We start from the raw sequence: 18,402 nt of genomic DNA on the forward strand, positions 1-18,402 counted from the left end.
GGAGAGGCGCCGAGCCCTAGCCTCGGCGTCCATGAGCAGGTCCACGACCGGTACGACGACCGCGAGCGGCACGTCGCACGCCGTCGTCGCCGGCGTCGTGACCGCCCTCGTCGGCTTCACCTCGTCGTTCGCGGTGGTGCTCACCGGCCTCACCGCCGTGGGGGCGACTCCGCAGCAGGCGGCCTCGGGGCTCGCCGTCGTCTCGGTGACCATGGGGCTGGGGTGCGTGCTGCTCTCGCTGCGCCACCGGGTCCCGGTCACCATGGCCTGGTCGACCCCCGGCGCGGCGCTCCTCGCGGGGGCCGCCGTACCCGCCGCCGGGTGGGCCGCGGCCGTCGGTGCGTTCGGCGTCGCCGGGCTCCTCTACCTCCTCACCGCGGTCGTGAGGCCGCTCGCCACGTGGGTCAGCCGGATCCCGGTCGCGGTCGCGAGCGGGATGCTCGCGGGAGTGCTGCTGACCCTGTGCGTGGCACCCTTCCGCGCGCTCGCCGAGGCCCCGGCGGCGATCGGCCCGGTGCTCCTGACCTGGCTGGTGCTCCTGCGCGTGGCCCGCCGCTGGGCCGTGCCCGGGGCACTCGTGGCGGCAGGCGTCGTGATCGCCGTCGCGGGGCAGCCGCTGCCCGACGACTCGCTCCTCCCGGCCCTCACCTGGACGGCGCCGGTCCTCGACTGGGGCGCGGTGGTCGCGCTCGGGGTGCCGCTCTACCTCGTCACGATGACCGGCCAGAACATCCCGGGTGTGGCCGTGCTTGAGTCCTTCGGCTACCGCGCTCCCCTGCGTCCCGCTCTGGGCTGGGCCGGGGTCGCCACGGTGGCGACGGCCCCGGCCGGCGGCTACAGCATCAACCTGGCGGCGATCTCGGCCGCGCTGGCCGCCGGCCCGGAGGCCGGACCCGACCGCGACCAACGCTGGGTCGCGGGCGTGACGTGCGGGGCGTCGTACGTCTGCCTCGCTCCCCTGTCGGTGCTCGTCACCTCGCTGGCGGCGGCCGCCCCGGCGGGCATCCTGGCGGCGGTCGCGGGGGTAGCACTGATCGGGACCTTCGCCTCCTCGGCGACCGCCGCGCTCGCCGAGCCGCAGCACCGCGAGGCCGGTGCCGTGACCTTCCTGGTCGCCGCCTCGGGGCTCTCCTTCGCCGGCGTCAGCCCGGCGTTCTGGGCGCTGGTCGCCGGGGGTGCGGTGCTGCTGGTGACCGGACGCGCCGTACGACGCCCCGGCATCGCTGCCTCGCAGGGGTGAGGCGGCGCACCCACCCCGCTGGCAGGGTCGGGACATGACCCACGACCAGCACGCGGACCACACCGACCAGCTCGAGACCGTCACCGAGATCATGCGCGAGACCCGGATCGCCGTCCTGACCTATCACTCGGCGGAGGGACAGCTCGTCTCGACGCCGATGGGCACGCAGGACTTCGAGACCCCCTCCACGGTCTGGTTCATCACCGAGAAGGACACCGACAAGGTCCGCGCCATCGCCGCCGACCCGCGCGTCAACGTCGCCTACTCCAGCAAGGCCGGGTGGGTGTCCCTGTCCGGCACCGCGCGGCTCAACGAGGACCGCGCCAAGCTCGCGGAGCTGTGGGACGCCTCGGCCGGCACCTTCATGTCCGGCGGCCCGGAGGACGACGAGAACGCCCTGATCGAGGTGTCCGGCCTGACCGCGGAGTACTGGGAGTCGCCCGGCAAGGTCACCGCCGCGATCCAGATGGCCAAGGGACTGGTGAGCGACGCCGAGCCCGACCTCGGCGACAACGACACGGTCGCCCTGTGACGCGCTGACCCGGCCCGCGCGGGGGTGGGCTAGCACCGGGATGACCAGGGCGGCATGGCCCGAACGGGTCATTTCCGTACCGCATACGGCGTGTTTGCGGCGGTAACGCGTCAGGACCCCGGAGGTCGCGTGTCACCGTGGTGTCAGCCCAGCAACGACGCTCAGGAGCAGGACCATGTGGGACACCGTGGACACCAACGGAACGCACCTCTCGCACGACATGCCGTGTCCCGGCTGCGGCCACGCGACGCACAGCTACCTGCCCTGCTCCGACTCGTGCTCCTGCGTCCGCGGACGCGTGCTGACCGGCGCCACCCGCTGAGCGGAGGGGGCGCCGTCAGCGCGTCCGGTCGCCGAGCTCGTAGTCGGCGACCTTGGTCAGCCGGGGCGCGTCGTGGTCGCCGCCGACGACCTTGCCGCTGACCCACCACATCCGCAGGGACCCGGGCGCCAGCTCCAGGAACGCCAGGTTGTTGTCGAACCACGGACCCTTGGCGTACTTCCAGGTGATCGGGCTGGTGGGCACCTTCGTCGACTTCGACGCGAGTCGCCCCAGCGGCCCCGCCACGCCGTAGCTGAGCACGGCGGTCGCGAAGCGCATGTTGCGCGAGAGCGGGTTGCGGATGGGCGAGCAGACGGCCTGGATGAGCCGGCTCTGCATCACCTCGCCGCTGCGCGTCGTACGCCGTGACAGTCGCGCCTCGCTGACGTAGCTGTGGTGGACGTCCCCGGAGAGGAACGTGACGCTGACCGGCGCGCGACCCCGGCGTCCCTCCGCGACCGCGATGGCCATGTCGGCGACCTTGGCGAAGCTGTCCTGGAAGGCCGCCCAGTGCTCGAGGTCGACGAGCTGGCGCGCCCACTCCCCCACGCGTGCCCCGCGCCTGCCCCAGGCGCCGCCGGCCATCGCCTCACCGGCGGCCTCGAGGTGGTGCAGGCCGCGGGCCAGCATGAAGGGCAGCGAGGTGCCGATGAGCAGGTGGTCGACGTCGCCGCGCATGTGCTCGTCGAGCCAGGTGAGCTCGTCGGGGTCGAGCAGCGCGCGGTGGTCGGGGTCGAGGACCCGCGCCGCCCGCGAGTCGACCACCACGAGGCGCGCCTGGTCGTCGAACTCCCGCGCATAGCTCCACCGGTAGGTCTGCGGCTCCTGGTCGACCCGCTCGGCGAACGCGTCGAGCACCTCGGTGAGGTCGGGCTCGTCGTCGCCCTCGTGCTCCAGCACCCGCCGCCAGATCTCGTCCTCGCGGCGCTCGGCCGGGGAGAGGTTGCCCAGGTGCTGGTAGACCCAGTAGGACGCGAGCCCGGCCACGATCCGGCCGTGCCACCAGGAGGTGGCCTCCATCTCCTCCCGCCAGGACTGGGAGGTGTTCCAGTCGTCGCGGATGTCGTGGTCGTCGAAGATCATCGCGCTCGGCAGGGTGGAGAGCAGCCAGCGGTTGGTCTCCTCCGTCCAGGCCAGGGAGTAGAGGTGGGCGTACTCCTGGTAGTCCTTCAGCTCGTTCCACGGGGGCTGCTCGATGTCGCGCCGGGCGCTGATGAACGCCCGCATCTGCTCGGTCGTCTCGTCGGCGTAGACCTGGTCGCCGAGGAACAGCACCAGGTCGGGCCAGCCGGGCTCGAGCAGGTCGCGGTCGCCGTCGGCGTCGTAGGCGTCGGCGCGTCCCGCCATCCGCAGGGCGTAGGTCCGCAGGGCGTCGACGCCGTGGGTCTTGTTGCCCTCCTCGTCGTGGGAGACCGAGGTGCGGCAGGAGCCGAAGGCCAGCCGCAGGGGCTTGCCCGGCACGAGCGTGGCGATGACGGGCTCGGGCAGCCGGGAGTCCTCGGGCGGCCACACGACGTGGTCGTCGACGGCCACGGTGTACGGCGCCCGTGACCCCGGCTCGAGGCCGTCGACCTCGACGAGGGCGTAGTGGTGACCGTGCACGACGAAGGTGCCGGCCGACCAGGAGCGGCCCTCCCGGGTCACGGTCACGCGTGCCTTGTCGCGGGTCTCCACCCAGACGGAGGCGGAGGTCTCGTCGACGTACCGCAGCAGGGGGCCGACGAGCAGGTCGGGGACGGAGGCCATCTCAGGGCTCCAGCAGGACCTTGGTCGCGCGACGCTCGTCCATCGCGCGGTAGCCCTCCGGGGACTGCTCCAACGGCAGGGTCAGGTCGAAGACCAGGCCCGGGTCGATGGCGCCGCTCAGCGTGAGCTCGAGGAGCTCGGGGAGGTACTTGCGCACCGGCGCCATGCCACCCGCGAGGCCGATGTTGCGCTGGAACATCCGGCGGACCGGCAGCTCGACGCCGTGGGGCACGCCGACGAAGCCGACGGTCGAGCCCGGCCGGGCGATGGCGAAGGCCTGCTTGATCGACTCGTCGGTGCCCACGCACTCCAGGACGGCGTCCGCGCCGACGCCGCCGGTCAGCTCGGCGATCCTCTCGGCGCCCTCCTTGCCGCGCTCGGCGACGACGTCGGTCGCGCCGAAGCGCTTGGCGATCGCCTGGCGGGACTCGTGGCGCGACATGGCGACCACGCGGTCGGCGCCGAGCTGCGCCGCCGCGAGCACCCCGCACAGGCCCACGGCGCCGTCGCCCACGACGACCGCGGTGCTGCCCTTGGTCACCCCGGCCGACACCGCCGCGTGCCAGCCGGTGGCCATCACGTCGGACAGGGTCAGCAGCGAGGGGTAGAGCGACCGGTCGGGCATCCCGTCGGTCTTCACCAGGGAGCCGTCGGCCTGGGTGACGCGGGCGTACTCCGCCTGGCCGCTCGAGGTGAAGCCGAGGTTGACGCACCCGGAGTGGGCGCCCGCCCTGCAGTGGACGCACGTGTTGTCGCAGTGGTCGAACGGCACGATGACGAAGTCGCCGGGCGAGAACGCGGACACCTCGCCGCCGACCTCCTCCACGACACCGATGCACTCGTGGCCGATGGTGTCGCCCGGCGTGATGTCGTTGTGGCCGCGGTAGGGCCACAGGTCGGAGCCGCAGATGCAGCCGGCGGCCACCTTGACGATGGCGTCGGTGGGGGCCTCGATGGTCGGGTCGGGGACGTCCTCGACGCGGATGTCACCGGGGGCGTGGATGGTCGTTGCGCGCATGTCGGCGATCCTCGCACGGCGTCGATGGCGCCGCGCGACACGGCGGCCGGGGAATATTGTCCTATCTCATATCTGAGATAGCGTGATCGGCATGCAGACCGACTACAAGGGCCGCATCGGCAACCTCATCCGGGACGCTCGCAAGCACCGTGGGCTCACCCAGCACCAGCTCGCCGAGCTGCTGGCCACCAGTCAGAGTGCCATCAACCGCATCGAGAAGGGCCACCAGAACCTGTCGCTCGAGATGCTGGCGCGCATCGGCGCCGCCCTCGACTCCGAGATCGTCGCCCTCGGTGCTGGTCCCACCCACCTGCGTGTCGTCGGCCCGACCACCCTGTCGGGCTCGATCGAGGTCAAGACCTCCAAGAACGCCGGCGTCGCGCTGCTCTGCGCCTCGCTGCTCAACCGGGGCCGTACGACGCTGCGCAAGGTCGCCCGGATCGAGGAGGTCAACCGCCTCCTCGAGGTGCTCGGGTCGCTGGGCGTGCAGACCCGCTGGCTCAACGACCAGAACGACCTCGAGATCATCCCGCCGGCCGAGCTCGACCTCGCCCACATCGACGAGGACGCCGCGCGGCGTACCCGCTCGGTCATCATGTTCCTCGGTCCCCTGCTGCACCGCGCGGACACCTTCGACCTCCCCTACGCCGGTGGCTGCAACCTCGGCACGCGCACCGTCGAGCCGCACATGTCGGCACTGCGGCCGTTCGGCCTCGAGGTCAAGGCGACCGACGGCTCCTACCACGCCACGGTCAACCGTGCGGTCGAGCCCGAGCGTGCGATCGTGCTGACCGAGCGGGGCGACTCGGTGACCGAGAACGCCCTGATGGCGGCCGCGCTGAACCCCGGCACGACGGTGATCCGCAACGCCTCGTCCAACTACATGGTCCAGGACCTCTGCTTCTACCTGCAGAAGCTGGGTGTGCAGGTCGAGGGCGTCGGCAGCACCACGCTGCGTGTCACCGGTTGCGAGCAGATCGACGTCGACGTCGACTACTCCCCCTCCGAGGACCCCATCGAGGCGATGTCGCTGCTGGCGGCCGCCATCGTGACCCGCTCCGAGATCACCATCAAGCGCGTCCCGATCGAGTTCCTCGAGCTCGAGCTCGCGATCCTCGAGGGGATGGGCTTCCGCTACTCGCGCACCGAGGAGTACGTCGCCGCCAACGGCGCCACCCGGCTGATCGACATCACCACCTACCCCAGCGACCTCGTCGCGCCGCTGGACAAGATCCACCCGATGCCGTTCCCGGGCCTCAACATCGACAACCTGCCGTTCTTCGCGGTCATCGCGGCCGTGGCCGAGGGGCAGACCCTGCTGCACGACTGGGTCTACGAGAACCGCGCGATCTACCTCACCGAGCTCAACAAGCTCGGCGCCCAGGTCAAGCTGCTCGACCCGCACCGCGTGCTGGTGGAGGGTCCGACCCACTGGTCGGGCGCGGAGATCGTGTGCCCGCCGGCCCTGCGCCCGGCGGTGGTGATCCTGCTGGCCATGCTGGCGTCCAAGGGCACCTCGGTGCTGCGGTCGACCTACGTCATCCACCGCGGCTACGAGGACCTCGCCGAGCGCCTCAACCTGCTCGGCGCCAACATCGAGACCTTCCGCGACATTTGAGCCGCGTCGGCCCGCTCAGCCGAACAACGTCTCCACCCACGCCCTCGACCGCTTCGCCGCGGCCGGGGGCGCGGTCATGTCAGGTGTGATGCGCGGCAGCGGGGCGGTACGGGTGCCCGAGCCGGCGTGCCAGTCGTTCTCGGCCTCGATGAGCGTGCCGAGCTCGGCACGGTCGAGGAAGACGCCGTGCCCCTCGGGGCACTGGCTGACGGTGGCGACGCCCAGCGAGCGCTCGCGCATCTCGGTCCCGCAACGCGGGCAGGTGAGGGGCTCCATTTCCCAGACGGTACTCCCGGTGGGGCCCATACTGCTCGCGTGACACGGCCCGACTCGCCCGACCGGCCCACGGTGCTGGCCTTCGCGCACCGCGGCGGCGCCTACCACCCGGAGATCGAGGGCCTCGAGAACACCATGGCGGCGTTCCGGCACGCCGTGTCGCTCGGCTACCGCCACCTCGAGACCGACGTCCACGTCACCCGCGACGGCGTCCTGCTCGCCTTCCACGACACCGTGCTGGACCGCGTCACCGACCGTGTCGGCCCGATCGCGGAGACGTCGTACGCCGAGGTGCAGCAGGCCCTGATCGGCGGCCGCGAGCGGGTGCCCACCCTCGCCGAGCTCTTCGACGCCTTCCCCGCCGCGCGCTTCAACATCGACCTCAAGTCCCACGGCGCCGTGGAGGCGCTGGCCGGCTTCCTCGACGAGCGCGCGGCCTGGGACCGCGTCGTCGTGGGGTCGTTCTCGGTCCGTCGGATGCGTGCCTTCCGCGCGCGCACGGCCGGTCGGGTCGCCACGTCCGCGCACCCGCTCGAGGTGGCGGCGTACGTCGTCCTGCCGAGCGCGCGCCTCGCCCGGCGCCTGACCCGCGACCGGCCGCGGGTCCTGCAGGTGCCGCACCGGCGCGGGCGCCTGGTCGTCGCCTCGTCCGGGCTGGTGCGCCGCGCGCACGCCAACGGCCTCGACGTCCACGTGTGGACCATCGACGACCCCGACGAGATGCACCTGCTGCTCGACCGTGGTGTCGACGGCCTGATGACCGACCGCACCGACATACTCAGGGACGTGCTGCGCAGCCGTGGCCTGTGGGAGGAACCATCGTGAAGGACGCTGACGTGCCCGCCGGGGTCGCCGACCTGACCCCGCTCGCGCAGGCCCGGGAGCAGAAGGCCTGGTACTGGTACGACTGGGCCAACAGCGCCTACGTCACCACGATCGCCACGGTCCTGCTGGCGCCCTACCTGATCGCGATCGCCGAGGAGGCCGCGGTCGACGACCGCGTCAGCGTGCTCGGGCTCTCGGTCGCCCCCGGCTCGCTGCCGTCCTACCTCGTCACGTTCTCCACCATCCTCTCCGCCCTGGTGCTGCCCCCGCTCGGGGCGATGATGGACCGCACGGAGAAGAAGAAGCAGTGGCTGGCCGGCTTCGCGTGGACCGGTGCGGCCTTCGCGTCGCTGCTGTGGTTCTGCCGGGGGGACAACTGGGAGATCGGCGCGGTGGCGGTGATCGGGGCCAACCTGTGCCTCGCGGCCTCGATGGTCGTCAACGACTCGATCCTGCCGCTCATCTCCGACGAGGCCAACCGGGACCGCGTCTCCTCGCGCGGCTGGGCGTGGGGCTACCTCGGCGGCGGCATGCTCCTGGCCGTCAACCTCGCGGTCGTCACGATCCTGCCGTTCGGGCTCTCCACCGGCGAGGCCGCCCGCATCTGCATGCTGTCGGCGGCGATCTGGTGGGCGGGCTTCACGATCATCCCGTTCGTGCGGCTCCGCAACCACCCGCCGGTCGACGTGGAGCCCGCCGAGGGCAACGCGGTGGCGCGCAGCTTCGGCCAGCTCGCGGCGACCCTCAAGGACATGCGCAACTACCCGATGGCGCTGACGTTCCTGGTCGCCTACCTGTTCTTCAACGACGGCATCCAGACCGTCATCGCCAGCTCCTCGACGTACGGCTCCGAGCAGCTCGGCCACGGCCAGTCGGTGCTCATCGGCACCATCCTGCTGGTGCAGTTCGTCGCGTTCTTCGGCGCGCTCCTCTTCGGCCGGCTCGCCGCGCGCCAGGGCGCCAAGCGGACCATCCTGATGGGCCTGGCGATCTGGATGGCGATCGTCACCGCGGCGCTGTTCCTGCCCGCCGGCAACGTGGCGCTGTTCATGGCGTTCGGGGTGGCGGTCGGCATCGTGCTCGGCGGCACCCAGGCGCTGGCCCGGTCCTACTTCTCGCTGCTCATCCCCCGCGGCAAGGAGGCGGAGTACTTCAGCTTCTACCACGCGATGGACCGCGGAACCTCGTGGTTCGGCACCCTGGTCTTCGGCCTCGTCTACCAGTTCACCGGCTCCTACCGACCGGCGATCTTCGCGCTGATCGCGTTCTTCGTCATCGGCGGGCTCCTGCTCTCCCGCGTCGACACCGAGCGCGGGATCCGGGACGCCGGCAACGCGCTGCCCGTCGTGGTCTGAGGTCCTCCGGGGCCGGCCCGGTCCTCCGGCGGGACCTACCACCCGATGGGGTGGCTTGTGTCCACGGGATTGGTTGAACCTTGGCGCTCCCCGCTACCTTGGAGGGAGCACCAGGACGAGAGACGCCCCAGGAACGGCGTCACGGACTCATGTTCCGATCGTCCCTCTCCCGACTCACTCGGGGTCAGCACACATCATCTGGAGGTGGCTCAATGGCGGAGCGCACGCTACGTGGCGCAAGGCTCGGCGGCCAGAGTTTCGAGGACGAGCGCGGGATCGAGTTCGCGGCCCGACAGCAGGTCGGCTACCGCTGCGAGCACGGTCACGAGTTCGAGATCACCATGTCGGTCGAGGCGGAGATCCCCGCCATCTGGGAGTGCCCGCGTTGTGGGGCGCAGGCACTCAGCACCGCGGGCATCAAGCCCGAGGAGAAGGCCGAGAAGCCCGCCCGCACGCACTGGGACATGCTCCTGGAGCGTCGCTCGGAGAAGGAGCTCGAGGACATCCTCAAGGAGCGTCTCGAGCTGCTCCGCGGCGGTGAGATCGGTCCGGCGCACCTGCACCGGGCCAACGCCAAGAAGCGCAAGGCCACTGCCTGACGGCAGCCGAGCCGACGACTCACTCGTCGTCGACTACCTCGCCCCGGACCACCGGCCCCTCAGGGTCGGGTCCGGGGCGTCGTGCGTCCCGGGGACCCTGCGGGCCACTGCCGAACGGACCACCGAACGACCCGCCGAGCGGACCGGCGGCGGGCCCGACCAGCCGGGCGGCCACCAGCCTGGTGAGCAGGCGTCGGGCCACGGGGCGGGTGACGGGCAGGATGAGCAGGATCCCCACGACGTCGCTGACGAAGCCGGGCGTGAGCATCAGCGTGCCGCCGATCAGGATCAGCCCCGCGTCCGCGAGCTCCCGGGCCGGCATCCGTCCGGTCTCCAGCGCCTCGCGGAGCGCGGCCCACGCGCGCGAGCCCTCGCGCTTGACGAGCCAGGCGCCCAGGGCGCTGGCCGCGATCAGCAGCAGGATCGTCCACCACGCGCCGATCACCTGGCCCACCTGGACGAGCACGAAGATCTCGACCAGCGGCACCACGACGAAGGCGACCAGCAGCAGCCACCCGGGGATCCTCAGGACCTTCATCGCGTCCGCCGTCCCCGCCGTGCCTGGGCGAGCTGGACGCGACGCTCCCGCAGTCCCCACGTCGTGATGCGCCGCAGCGACTCACCGGCCACCGCACCGCTCATCTTGGAGTCCCCGCGCACCCGCTCGACGAACTCGATCGGCACCTCGACGACCCGCAGCCCGGCCTGCACGGCGCGGTAGGCCAGGTCGGTCTGGAAGACGTAGCCGGTGCTCTGCACGCCGGCGAGGTCGATCTTCTCCAGCGCCTCGCGACGGAAGAGCCGGAAGCCCGCGGTCGCGTCCCGGACGTGGATCCCGAGCAGCAGCCGGACGTAGAGGTTGCCGCCGCGCGAGAGGAGCAGGCGGGTGAGCGGCCAGTTGACCACCGCTCCGCCGGGCACGTAGCGCGAGCCGATGACGAGGTCGGCCGTGGCCAGCGCCGTGAGCAGCCGGTGCAGCTGCTCGGGCTGGTGCGACCCGTCGGCGTCCATCTCGCCGATCACGTCGTACCCGCGCTCGAGGGCGACGGCGAAGCCGTGCAGGTACGCCGCGCCGAGCCCGGCCTTCTCGGTCCGGTGCACGACGGTGACCTGCGGGTCGGCCGCGGCCAGCCGGTCGGCGACCGCACCCGTGCCGTCGGGCGAGTCGTCGTCGACGACGAGGAGGTCGACGGTGGGCTCGGCAGCGCGCATCCGGCCGACGATCCACTCCAGGTTGTCGACCTCGTTGTAGGTGGGCACGACCATCACGACCCGTCCGAGTCCCTCGGTGCCCGTCCCGAGTCCCTCGGTGCTCATGCGGAGACCCGCGCCATCGTCCGTGCCCTCCCGGTCGGTCCACCGCGGTCGCGGTGTGCAGGACGACGATACGGAACCAGGATGAACGCCAGGCACAGAATCGTGATCGCCACGCTGGCGCGTCCTGGCCAGGCGCCCATCCACACGCCCGGGGTCAGTCCGTCGACGAGCGAGACCTCCGCCAGCAGGACGTCCTGGGTGCGCGGCGCGGCACTGTCGACGACGGAGCCGTCGGGGGCGACGACACCGGAGACGCCGTTGATGGCGGCCACCACGACGTACCGCCCGGTCTCGACGGCGCGCAGCCGGCTGATCTCGAACTGCTGGTCGATCTGGGCGGTGTTGATGAACATCGCGTTGCTCGTCTGGACCGTGACGAGCTCGCCCCCGCGGGCCACCTGGCCGTGGACCACGTCGTCGTAGGCGACGTCGAAGCAGATGGCGTCGGCCACCCGTGCCTCCCCCACCCGCAGCGGCTCCAGGCTGGTCCCGCGGGCCATGTCGCGCGGGATGAGGGCGAGCTGGCCGTAGGTGTCGGGCAGGATCGAGCCGCGGAACGGGATGTACTCGCCGTAGGGCACGGGGTGGCGCTTGGTGTAGCGGTCTCCCCCGCCCAGCCCGGGCTGCCAGACGATGCCCTGGTTGAGCACCTCGTCGGTGCGTGGCGAGTCGACCATGCCGCCGACCAGGATGGGCACGCCGATGGCGTCCGACGCGGCGACGACGCCGGCGTTGACCTCGGTGTCGGTGAAGGGGTCGACGGCGGTGGAGTTCTCGGGCCACACGACGAGGTCGGGACGCGGCACCTCGCCGGCCTCGACGTCGGCGGCGAGGTCCTGGGTGAGTGCCACGTGGTTGGCCGTGATCTCGCGGTGGACGGCGGGGACGTCGGTGCCGTCACCGGGGACGTCGCCCTGCACGGCCGCGACGGTGAGCTCGCCGGCCGCGTCGACGCCGGGGACGGCGTCGTACGACCCGGCGAGCGGGAGCAGCGTGACGACGGCGAGACCGCCGGCCGCCGCGAGCGCGGCGGCCCGACGTCGCAGCCGGCTGGTGACCAGCCAGGCGAGGAAGGTGCCGGTGAGGGCGACCACGAGGCTGACGCCGGTCATGCCCAGCCACGGGATCGCGGGCTGCCACCACGTGTCGGCGGTCGCGTAGGCGAGCCGTCCCCACGGCAGCCCGCCGAAGGGCCACGCGCCCCGCCAGGTCTCGACCGCGACCCACGCGCAGGCGGCCCAGACCGGCCAGGCACGCAGCCGGGTCACCAGCGCCAGGGCCATGCCCAGCGGGCCGAAGTAGAGGGCTTGGAACAGCGAGAGCGCGAGCCAGGCGTCGGTGCCGACCGCTCGCATCCACCACAGCAGGGTCGTCGTGAAGCCGATGCCGAAGAGCCATCCGACTACGGCTCCCCAGCGGACCGGCAGGCCGCGCACCGCGAGCACCAGCACGGCCAGGGCCACCGGCATCAGCACGGCGAGCCCGACCGGCTCGAAGGCCAGGGAGAGCACGACGCCGCCCAGCAGGGCGGCGAGGCAGCGGAGCATCACGACGCCACGCTATCCGGCCGGGCCACGACTCGTGGCTGCAGCGGGAACGGGGGGCGCGCTGACCCTTCGGACCAACCCGAGACCGACCGGCTGCCGAACAGCGGGAAGTTGTCTACGGAGCCACCGGGCCCCCCGTATCCACCCTCGTGGTGCGAGACCGACCTCCGCGGACAAGTCGGCTCAGATGCTGGCTTCACACCTTCCGACCGGCCACTCGGACGTCGGTCCGCTGGCCACGATCTGCACAGGCGGACCGTGGAACCCTGTCTCGCCCGGCGGTGGGTGTCAACCTGGTCCTGACCAGCACAAACGCGCGAATCCGCAGGTCATCGAGGGGGCACTTACCCAGAATCGAGGAGGAATTTTGCGAAGGCCCCGGCGTGTCGCGTGGGGACACGCCGAGGATCAGCCTCGGGACGGTGGTACGACGACGGTCCCGGTCGCTGTGGTGGCCACCACCGGGGGGTCGAGGAGCGCCGCGGCGCCGGGTGCGTCCTCGGTGGCGGCGCCCCGGGCGACGACCATCACCACGAAGTCCATGACCCTGCTGCGGGTGCCCTCACGGGCCAGGGTCGCGGTCACCTCGAGCACGTCGCCGGCGCGCACCGGAGCCACGAACTGCACGTCGGAGTACGACGCGAAGAGGCCCTCGTCACCGTCGAGCAGGATGCACATCTCGGTCGCCACGTCGCCGAAGAGGCCCAGGGAGTAGGCCCCGTCGACGAGGTTGCCGGCGTAGTGCGCGTGGCTGTAGGGCACGTAGCGGCGGTGGGTGACGGTGGTCCCCACCCGGTCGTGGCCCTGCTGGTCGTGCTGGTCGGTCATGACGCCTTCCGGGTCGTGAGGCGGTGGACGAGGTAGGAGGCGACCTCCCCGGGCGTCGTACCCCGGCTGAAGACGCGGTCGACGCCGAGCTCCTCGGCCATGGTCTCGTCGAAGCGCGGGCCCCCGACGACCAGGAGCGGCCGCTTGGCCGGCGGGTAGGACTCCCGGAACGCCGCGGACATCTCGCGGGTGTTGAGCAGGTGCGCGTCTCGCTGGGTGACGACCTGGGAGACCAGCACCGCGTCGGCCTTCTCGGCGATGGCGGCCTCGACGAGCTGCGGGACCCCGACCTGGGCGCCGAGGTTGACCACCTTGACCTCGCGGTAGTACTCCAGCCCCTTCTCCCCCGCGAACCCCTTGATGTTGAGGATCGCGTCGATCCCCACCGTGTGGGCGTCGGTGCCGATGCACCCACCGACCACGACCATCCGCCGGCGCAGGGAGCGCTTGATGGCGGCGTTGGCCTCCTTGGGGGTGAGCAGCGGGTAGTCCCGCTCGACGACCTCGACCTGGTCGGTGTCGACGAGGTGGTTGACCCGGCCGTAGACGACGAAGAACGTGAAGTCGTCGCCCATCGGCTTGGCGTGCACCACCAGGGCGGGGTCCATGCCCATCTTGTTGGCGAGCTGCGCGGCCGCACCCTCGGCGACCTTGGAGTGCTTGATCGGCAGGGTGAAGGACAGCTGCACCATGCCGTCGCCGGTGGTGTCGCCGTAGGGGCGGACGATCGTCACTTGTCGCCCTCCAGGATCTCGGTGGCGGGGTTGTAGTGGTCGGGCGCCTTGCGGGCCACGCCGTCGAGGCCGCGGCCCTTGTCGGCGGGGCGCTTCATCAGGCCGAAGGTGCCGTCGGCGATCGCGTCGAGGAGGCCCGCGCCGTAGTTGGTGCCCGGGTGCGCCTTGATGTCCTCCAGCAGCTGGATGGACTCCCCCAGCACCTGCTTGGCGCGGGTGTTGATGAAGCCGTCGGGCGTGGGGTGGAAGTCCTCGTGCAGGTTGCCGGCGGCGTCCATGACGTAGCGGACGTTCTGCAGGGCCAGGTCGCGGTCGGAGAGCCACGGGGTGACGACGGCCTCGGTCATCATGCCCACGAGCAGGATGCCCTGGTCGGTGAGCGCGCCGACCAGGTTGAAGAAGCCGTCCAGCAGGTAGCCGCGGAACACGTCGCCGGTCATGTGCCGGGTCGGCGGCATCCACTTGAGCGGCGCCTTGGGGAACAGCTCGCGGGCCAGCAGCGCGTGCGCGAGCTCCATGCGGAACGAGTCGGGGACCGCTGGGTCGATCTCGAAGGCGTGCCCGAGGCCGAGCTGCCAGTCCTCGAGGCCGGCCTCCTTGGCGAAGTACTCGTTGAGCAGCTGGCTGGTGGTCACCGTGTGTGCGGCCTCGACCGCGTCGGCCGTGGTGAGGTAGTTGTCCTCGCCGGTGTTGATGATGATCCCCGCGCGGGCGTGGACCTGGCGGCTGAACCGCTGGTCGACGAAGGTGCGGATCGGGTTGATGTCGCGGAAGAGGATCCCGTACATCGAGTCGTTGAGCATCATGTCGAGCCGCTCGAGGCCCGCCAGCGCCGCGATCTCGGGCATGCACAGCCCCGACGCGTAGTTGGTCAGCCGGACGTAGCGCCCGAGCTCCCTGCTGGTCTCGTCGAGCGCGGCCCGCATCAGCCGGAAGTTCTCCTGCGTGGCGTAGGTGCCGGCGAAGCCCTCGCGCGTGGCCCCCTCCGGCACGAAGTCCAGCAGCGACTGGCCCGTGCTGCGGATGACCGCGATGACGTCGGCGCCCTCGCGGGCCGCCGCCTGCGCCTGGGGGATGTCCTCGTGGATGTCGCCGGTGGCGACGATGAGGTAGATCCACGGCTTGCGGGGGGCGTCGCCCACCTTGGCGATGATCCGCTCGCGCTCGACGCGCCGGCGGTCGATCTGCTTGATGCCCGCCCCGACGGCCTTGCGGGAGGCGGTGCGTGCCCTCGTCAGGTCGCGTCCCTCGGGGATGCGGAAGGTGACCGACCCGGCGCCGGCCTTCTGGGCGAGCACGAGCAGGTCCTCGGCCTCCCCGCGGAGCAGGGCGTCCCACACGGGCAGCGCGACTCCGTGCTCGAGGCCCACGTCCGCGCGCACCGCGTCCGCCAGCCGGTTGACCCAGGGGGTCCCCTCGGCGTCCGCGCCGCCGAGGCCGGCCAGGCGCAGCGTCGCGCGCTCGACGCTCACGGTCGTGTGCTGCTGGGCGGTCTTCACGATGGGGCGGCCGACCTGGCGCGCGAGGGTGCGCGCGCGTCGTACGTCGGCGGCGTCGAGGGTGAGCTTGCCCATCAGAGCCTCCGCTCGAAGAGGCCGCGCACGCCGGCGTGGCCGCGCAGCAGGTCCAGGGCGTACGCCGCGTGGCCGGGGACGTAGCCGTTGCCGACGAGCATGCGGACGTCGGCGGCGAGCCCCTCCGCACCCAGCGCGGCGGCGCTGAAGGAGGTGGCCATCGAGAAGAAGATCACCGTGCCGCCGTCGGCGGTGGCCAGGACGGCGCCGCCCTCGCAGCCGGGCACGTCGACGCACACGACGGTGACGTCGGCCGGACCCCCCGCCGCGGTGACCGCGTCACGCAGGGCGATCGGGTCGCGGGCGTCGGCGACGGCCACGGCGTCGGCCAGGTCGGCGCCGCGCAGCAGGTCGGCCTCGGCCTCGTGGGGCACGACCCCGATCGTGCGGGTGGCGCCGGCGTCGCGGGCGGCGGCGAGACTCAGGGAGCCGGACTTGCCCGCTCCCCCGACCACGGCGACGGTCACCCCGCGGCCGCGGGCGGCGTGCTCCTCCACCACGCGGCGGGTGAGCGCGGGTGCCCCGCACACGTCCATGACGCTGAGGCTGAGCTCGGGGGCGAGGTCGTCGGGGAGCACCGCCGCGATGGAGCGGCCGAAGAGGATCGCGTAGCCGTCGCACGGCACCTGCTCGCTCGTGCCGTCCCAGTCCGCGAGGCCGTCCTCGATGACGAGCGGGGTGAGCGTGAGGCTGACCAGCGTGGCCACCCGGTCGCCGACGGCGAGGCCGAGGGGCGACTCGGGGCCGACCTCCTCCACGGTGCCCACGAGCATCCCGCCGGACCCGGTCTCGGGGTTCTGCATCTTGCCGCGTCCGGCGACGATCTCCAGCACCGCGCGGCGTACGCCGTCGCCGTCCCCGTGGGTGCGCTCGAGCTGGCGGAACGACGCGGCGTCGAGGTTGAGCCGCTCCACCCGGATGCGCACCTCGTCGGGCCACAGCTCGCGCCGGGTGTCGAGGCGCTCGGCGGCCTGCGGCAGCACCGTCCGCTCGTCGAGGACCCGGTGGAGACCCGTGGGATCGCTGGTGGAGATGGTCGGCGAGGTCGACATGACCGCTTGGTTCCTTCGCTGCTGACTGCGTATGACGGGAAATATTGCGGCGCGTCATTGGACTCGCCGAAGGATCTCCGCCTACTCTGGCAGACGAGTCGCGCGTCACACAACCGACGCGCCGTTGCCGCCTGCCGGCCCCTCGCAGGGCCTGCCCGCACCCCAGGAGCACCCACGCCATGAGCATCGAGACCGCGATCGGCCTGACCACCGGGCAGCCGTACCCGTACGAGCGCGTCGAGCTCGTCGAGCCGGACTGGACGCGCTTCCCCGGGTGGGCGTCGGTGACCGCCGAGGAGTGGGCCTCGGTCCAGTGGCAGCGGGCGCACTGCATCAAGAACGTGAAGCAGCTGCGCGAGCTGATGGGCGACCTGCTCGACGAACGCTTCTACGCCGACCTCGAGCGCGACCAGGCCGAGCGGGCGACCATGTCCATGCTCGTGCCGCCGCAGATGATGAACACGATGGTGCCGACCTTCTCCCCCGGTGCCGCCGGCTCGATGACCGAGGCGTTCTACGCCGACCCGGTCCGCCACTACATGATCCCGGTCTTCAGCGACCGGCGCACCGACTGGTCCTCGCACCCGCACGCCACCCGCGACTCGCTGCACGAGCACGACATGTGGGTCGCGGAGGGCCTGACCCACCGCTACCCCACCAAGGTGCTGGCCGAGCTGCTGCCCACCTGCCCGCAGTACTGCGGCCACTGCACCCGCATGGACCTCGTCGGCAACTCGACCCCGGTGATCGACAAGCTGAAGTTCACCGGCAAGCCCGCGGACCGGCTCGGCGACATGATGGACTACCTGCGTCGTACGCCCCAGGTGCGCGACGTCGTCGTCTCCGGCGGCGACGTGGCCAACATGCCGTGGCCCCGGCTCGAGGCGTTCCTGATGTCGCTGCTCGAGATCGAGAACATCCGCGACATCCGACTGGCCACCAAGGCGCTCATCGGCCTCCCCCAGCACTGGCTGCAGCCCGACGTCGTCGACGGCGTCGGCCGGGTCGCCTCGGTCGCCCGCTCGCGCGGGGTCTCGCTGGCGATGCACACGCACGCCAACCACGCGAACTCGATCACCCCGCTCGTGGCCGAGGCGGCGGGCGCGATGCTCGATGCCGGCCTGCGCGACGTACGCAACCAGGGCGTGCTCCTCAACGGCGTCAACGCCGACCCGCACGCGCTGCTCGACCTGTGCTTCCGCCTCCTCGACGGCGCGCGGATCATGCCCTACTACTTCTACATGTGCGACATGATCCCGTTCTCGGAGCACTGGCGGGTCTCGGTCGCCGACGCGCAGAAGCTGCAGCACCACATCATGGGCTACCTGCCCGGCTTCGCGACCCCGCGCATCGTGTGCGACGTGCCGTTCGTGGGCAAGCGCTGGGTGCACCAGCTCGCCGACTACGACACCGAGCGCGGCATCTCCTACTGGACCAAGAACTACCGCACCTCCATCGAGGCCACCTCCGAGGACGCGCTCTCGCGCACCTACGAGTACTACGACCCGATCCACACGCTCCCCGAGTCCGGCCAGCAGTGGTGGGCCGAGCACGGCGGCCTCGAGGAGTCGGCGCTCAAGGCGGCCGAGGTCGCCGAGGCCTCGCGTCGTACGGCTGCCCTCCAGGCCTGGTGAGGCGCGGTCGGATTCACCGCTGAGGCGGTGATTCCTACGGTTGCTGGCCGTTGAATCGGGGCGTAGTCGATCGGTCGAAGCAACGCTGATTTTTGAGGAGCGTTGCGGATGCCGAAGTGGATCTCGTTTGAGACCGAGGAGGAGTTCTTCAACCTGGTGTGTAGTGGTGCGCCGATCGCACACGC

General features: G+C 71.7%; 18 protein-coding genes. 8 read left to right on the forward strand and 10 right to left on the reverse strand.

The genetic code is table 11. The features are described 5' to 3' along the window. Positions 1-31 precede the first annotated feature (31 nt). From DAI17_RS18845 to DAI17_RS21395, 3 genes are all read left to right on the forward strand, one after another. Entirely contained in the window at positions 32-1,240 is a 1,209-nt protein-coding gene (locus DAI17_RS18845; protein ID WP_107774777.1) for a benzoate/H(+) symporter BenE family transporter, read from the forward strand. 34 nt (positions 1,241-1,274) lie between these two features. Next, positions 1,275-1,772: a pyridoxamine 5'-phosphate oxidase family protein gene (locus DAI17_RS18850; protein WP_107774778.1), complete on the forward strand. Its 498-nt coding sequence runs from the start codon at positions 1,275-1,277 to the stop codon at positions 1,770-1,772. Between the two features lie 175 nt (positions 1,773-1,947). Further along, entirely contained in the window at positions 1,948-2,094 is a 147-nt protein-coding gene (locus DAI17_RS21395; protein ID WP_199905215.1) for a hypothetical protein, read from the forward strand. Positions 2,095-2,109: 15 nt separating this feature from the next. Here the strand turns inward: DAI17_RS21395 and DAI17_RS18855 are convergent, their stop codons facing one another. Together DAI17_RS18855 and DAI17_RS18860 are read right to left on the reverse strand one after the other, a co-directional pair. Further along, positions 2,110-3,840, reverse strand: coding sequence for an alkaline phosphatase D family protein (locus tag DAI17_RS18855; RefSeq protein WP_107774779.1), 1,731 nt, complete (start codon positions 3,838-3,840; stop codon positions 2,110-2,112). 1 nt (position 3,841) lies between these two features. Continuing rightward, positions 3,842-4,858 (reverse strand): zinc-dependent alcohol dehydrogenase family protein, encoded by a 1,017-nt coding sequence (locus DAI17_RS18860; RefSeq protein ID WP_107774780.1) that lies wholly within the window; start codon positions 4,856-4,858, stop codon positions 3,842-3,844. A 91-nt stretch (positions 4,859-4,949) separates the two neighbouring features. Here DAI17_RS18860 and DAI17_RS18865 point away from each other — a divergent pair, with 91 nt between their 5' ends. Then, entirely contained in the window at positions 4,950-6,476 is a 1,527-nt protein-coding gene (locus DAI17_RS18865) for a helix-turn-helix domain-containing protein (protein ID WP_107774798.1), read from the forward strand. A 15-nt stretch (positions 6,477-6,491) separates the two neighbouring features. Here DAI17_RS18865 and DAI17_RS18870 read toward each other — a convergent pair whose 3' ends face one another. Beyond that, positions 6,492-6,752: a TFIIB-type zinc ribbon-containing protein gene (locus DAI17_RS18870; protein WP_159081642.1), complete on the reverse strand. Its 261-nt coding sequence runs from the start codon at positions 6,750-6,752 to the stop codon at positions 6,492-6,494. 39 nt (positions 6,753-6,791) lie between these two features. On the opposite strand from DAI17_RS18870, the gene DAI17_RS18875 reads away from it, so the two are divergent. The 3 genes from DAI17_RS18875 (at position 6,792) to DAI17_RS18885 (ending at position 9,531) form a co-directional block, all read left to right on the forward strand. Then, entirely contained in the window at positions 6,792-7,577 is a 786-nt protein-coding gene (locus DAI17_RS18875; RefSeq protein ID WP_234412597.1) for a glycerophosphodiester phosphodiesterase, read from the forward strand. Continuing rightward, positions 7,574-8,932 (forward strand): MFS transporter, encoded by a 1,359-nt coding sequence (locus DAI17_RS18880; RefSeq protein WP_234412598.1) that lies wholly within the window; start codon positions 7,574-7,576, stop codon positions 8,930-8,932. The genes DAI17_RS18875 and DAI17_RS18880 overlap by 4 nt, the downstream gene beginning before the upstream one ends. 212 nt (positions 8,933-9,144) lie before the next feature. Next, entirely contained in the window at positions 9,145-9,531 is a 387-nt protein-coding gene (locus tag DAI17_RS18885; protein ID WP_107774783.1) for an RNA polymerase-binding protein RbpA, read from the forward strand. 19 nt (positions 9,532-9,550) lie between these two features. Here the strand turns inward: DAI17_RS18885 and DAI17_RS18890 are convergent, their stop codons facing one another. The 7 genes from DAI17_RS18890 to kdd form a co-directional block, all read right to left on the reverse strand. Next, positions 9,551-10,069 (reverse strand): FxsA family protein, encoded by a 519-nt coding sequence (locus DAI17_RS18890; RefSeq protein WP_107774784.1) that lies wholly within the window; start codon positions 10,067-10,069, stop codon positions 9,551-9,553. After that, complete coding sequence (locus DAI17_RS18895) at positions 10,066-10,848, reverse strand: polyprenol monophosphomannose synthase (RefSeq protein WP_107774785.1); 783 nt, start codon at positions 10,846-10,848, stop codon at positions 10,066-10,068. Before DAI17_RS18895 ends, DAI17_RS18890 begins: the two co-directional genes overlap by 4 nt. Further along, the gene (gene lnt / locus DAI17_RS18900) at positions 10,845-12,395 is read right to left on the reverse strand and encodes an apolipoprotein N-acyltransferase (protein WP_107774786.1); all 1,551 of its coding nucleotides are present in this window, start codon (positions 12,393-12,395) and stop codon (positions 10,845-10,847) included. The genes DAI17_RS18895 and lnt overlap by 4 nt, the downstream gene beginning before the upstream one ends. Before the next feature lie 408 nt (positions 12,396-12,803). Next, positions 12,804-13,223: a 3-aminobutyryl-CoA ammonia lyase gene (gene kal / locus DAI17_RS18905; protein ID WP_107774787.1), complete on the reverse strand. Its 420-nt coding sequence runs from the start codon at positions 13,221-13,223 to the stop codon at positions 12,804-12,806. Then, positions 13,220-13,957, reverse strand: coding sequence for a lysine 5,6-aminomutase subunit beta (gene kamE, locus DAI17_RS18910; RefSeq protein ID WP_107774788.1), 738 nt, complete (start codon positions 13,955-13,957; stop codon positions 13,220-13,222). Before kamE ends, kal begins: the two co-directional genes overlap by 4 nt. Further along, positions 13,954-15,531: a lysine 5,6-aminomutase subunit alpha gene (gene kamD / locus DAI17_RS18915; RefSeq protein WP_107774789.1), complete on the reverse strand. Its 1,578-nt coding sequence runs from the start codon at positions 15,529-15,531 to the stop codon at positions 13,954-13,956. The genes kamE and kamD overlap by 4 nt, the downstream gene beginning before the upstream one ends. After that, a complete protein-coding gene (gene kdd, locus DAI17_RS18920; RefSeq protein WP_107774790.1) occupies positions 15,531-16,583 on the reverse strand; it encodes an L-erythro-3,5-diaminohexanoate dehydrogenase in 1,053 nt (350 codons plus the stop codon). Before kdd ends, kamD begins: the two co-directional genes overlap by 1 nt. Positions 16,584-16,762: 179 nt before the next feature. Here kdd and DAI17_RS18925 point away from each other — a divergent pair, with 179 nt between their 5' ends. Continuing rightward, the gene (locus DAI17_RS18925) at positions 16,763-18,217 is read left to right on the forward strand and encodes a KamA family radical SAM protein (protein ID WP_107774791.1); all 1,455 of its coding nucleotides are present in this window, start codon (positions 16,763-16,765) and stop codon (positions 18,215-18,217) included. Positions 18,218-18,402: the final 185 nt, after the last annotated feature.

This window comes from Nocardioides sediminis (genome assembly GCF_003047295.1).
In the GTDB taxonomy this organism is placed as follows: domain Bacteria; phylum Actinomycetota; class Actinomycetes; order Propionibacteriales; family Nocardioidaceae; genus Nocardioides; species Nocardioides sediminis.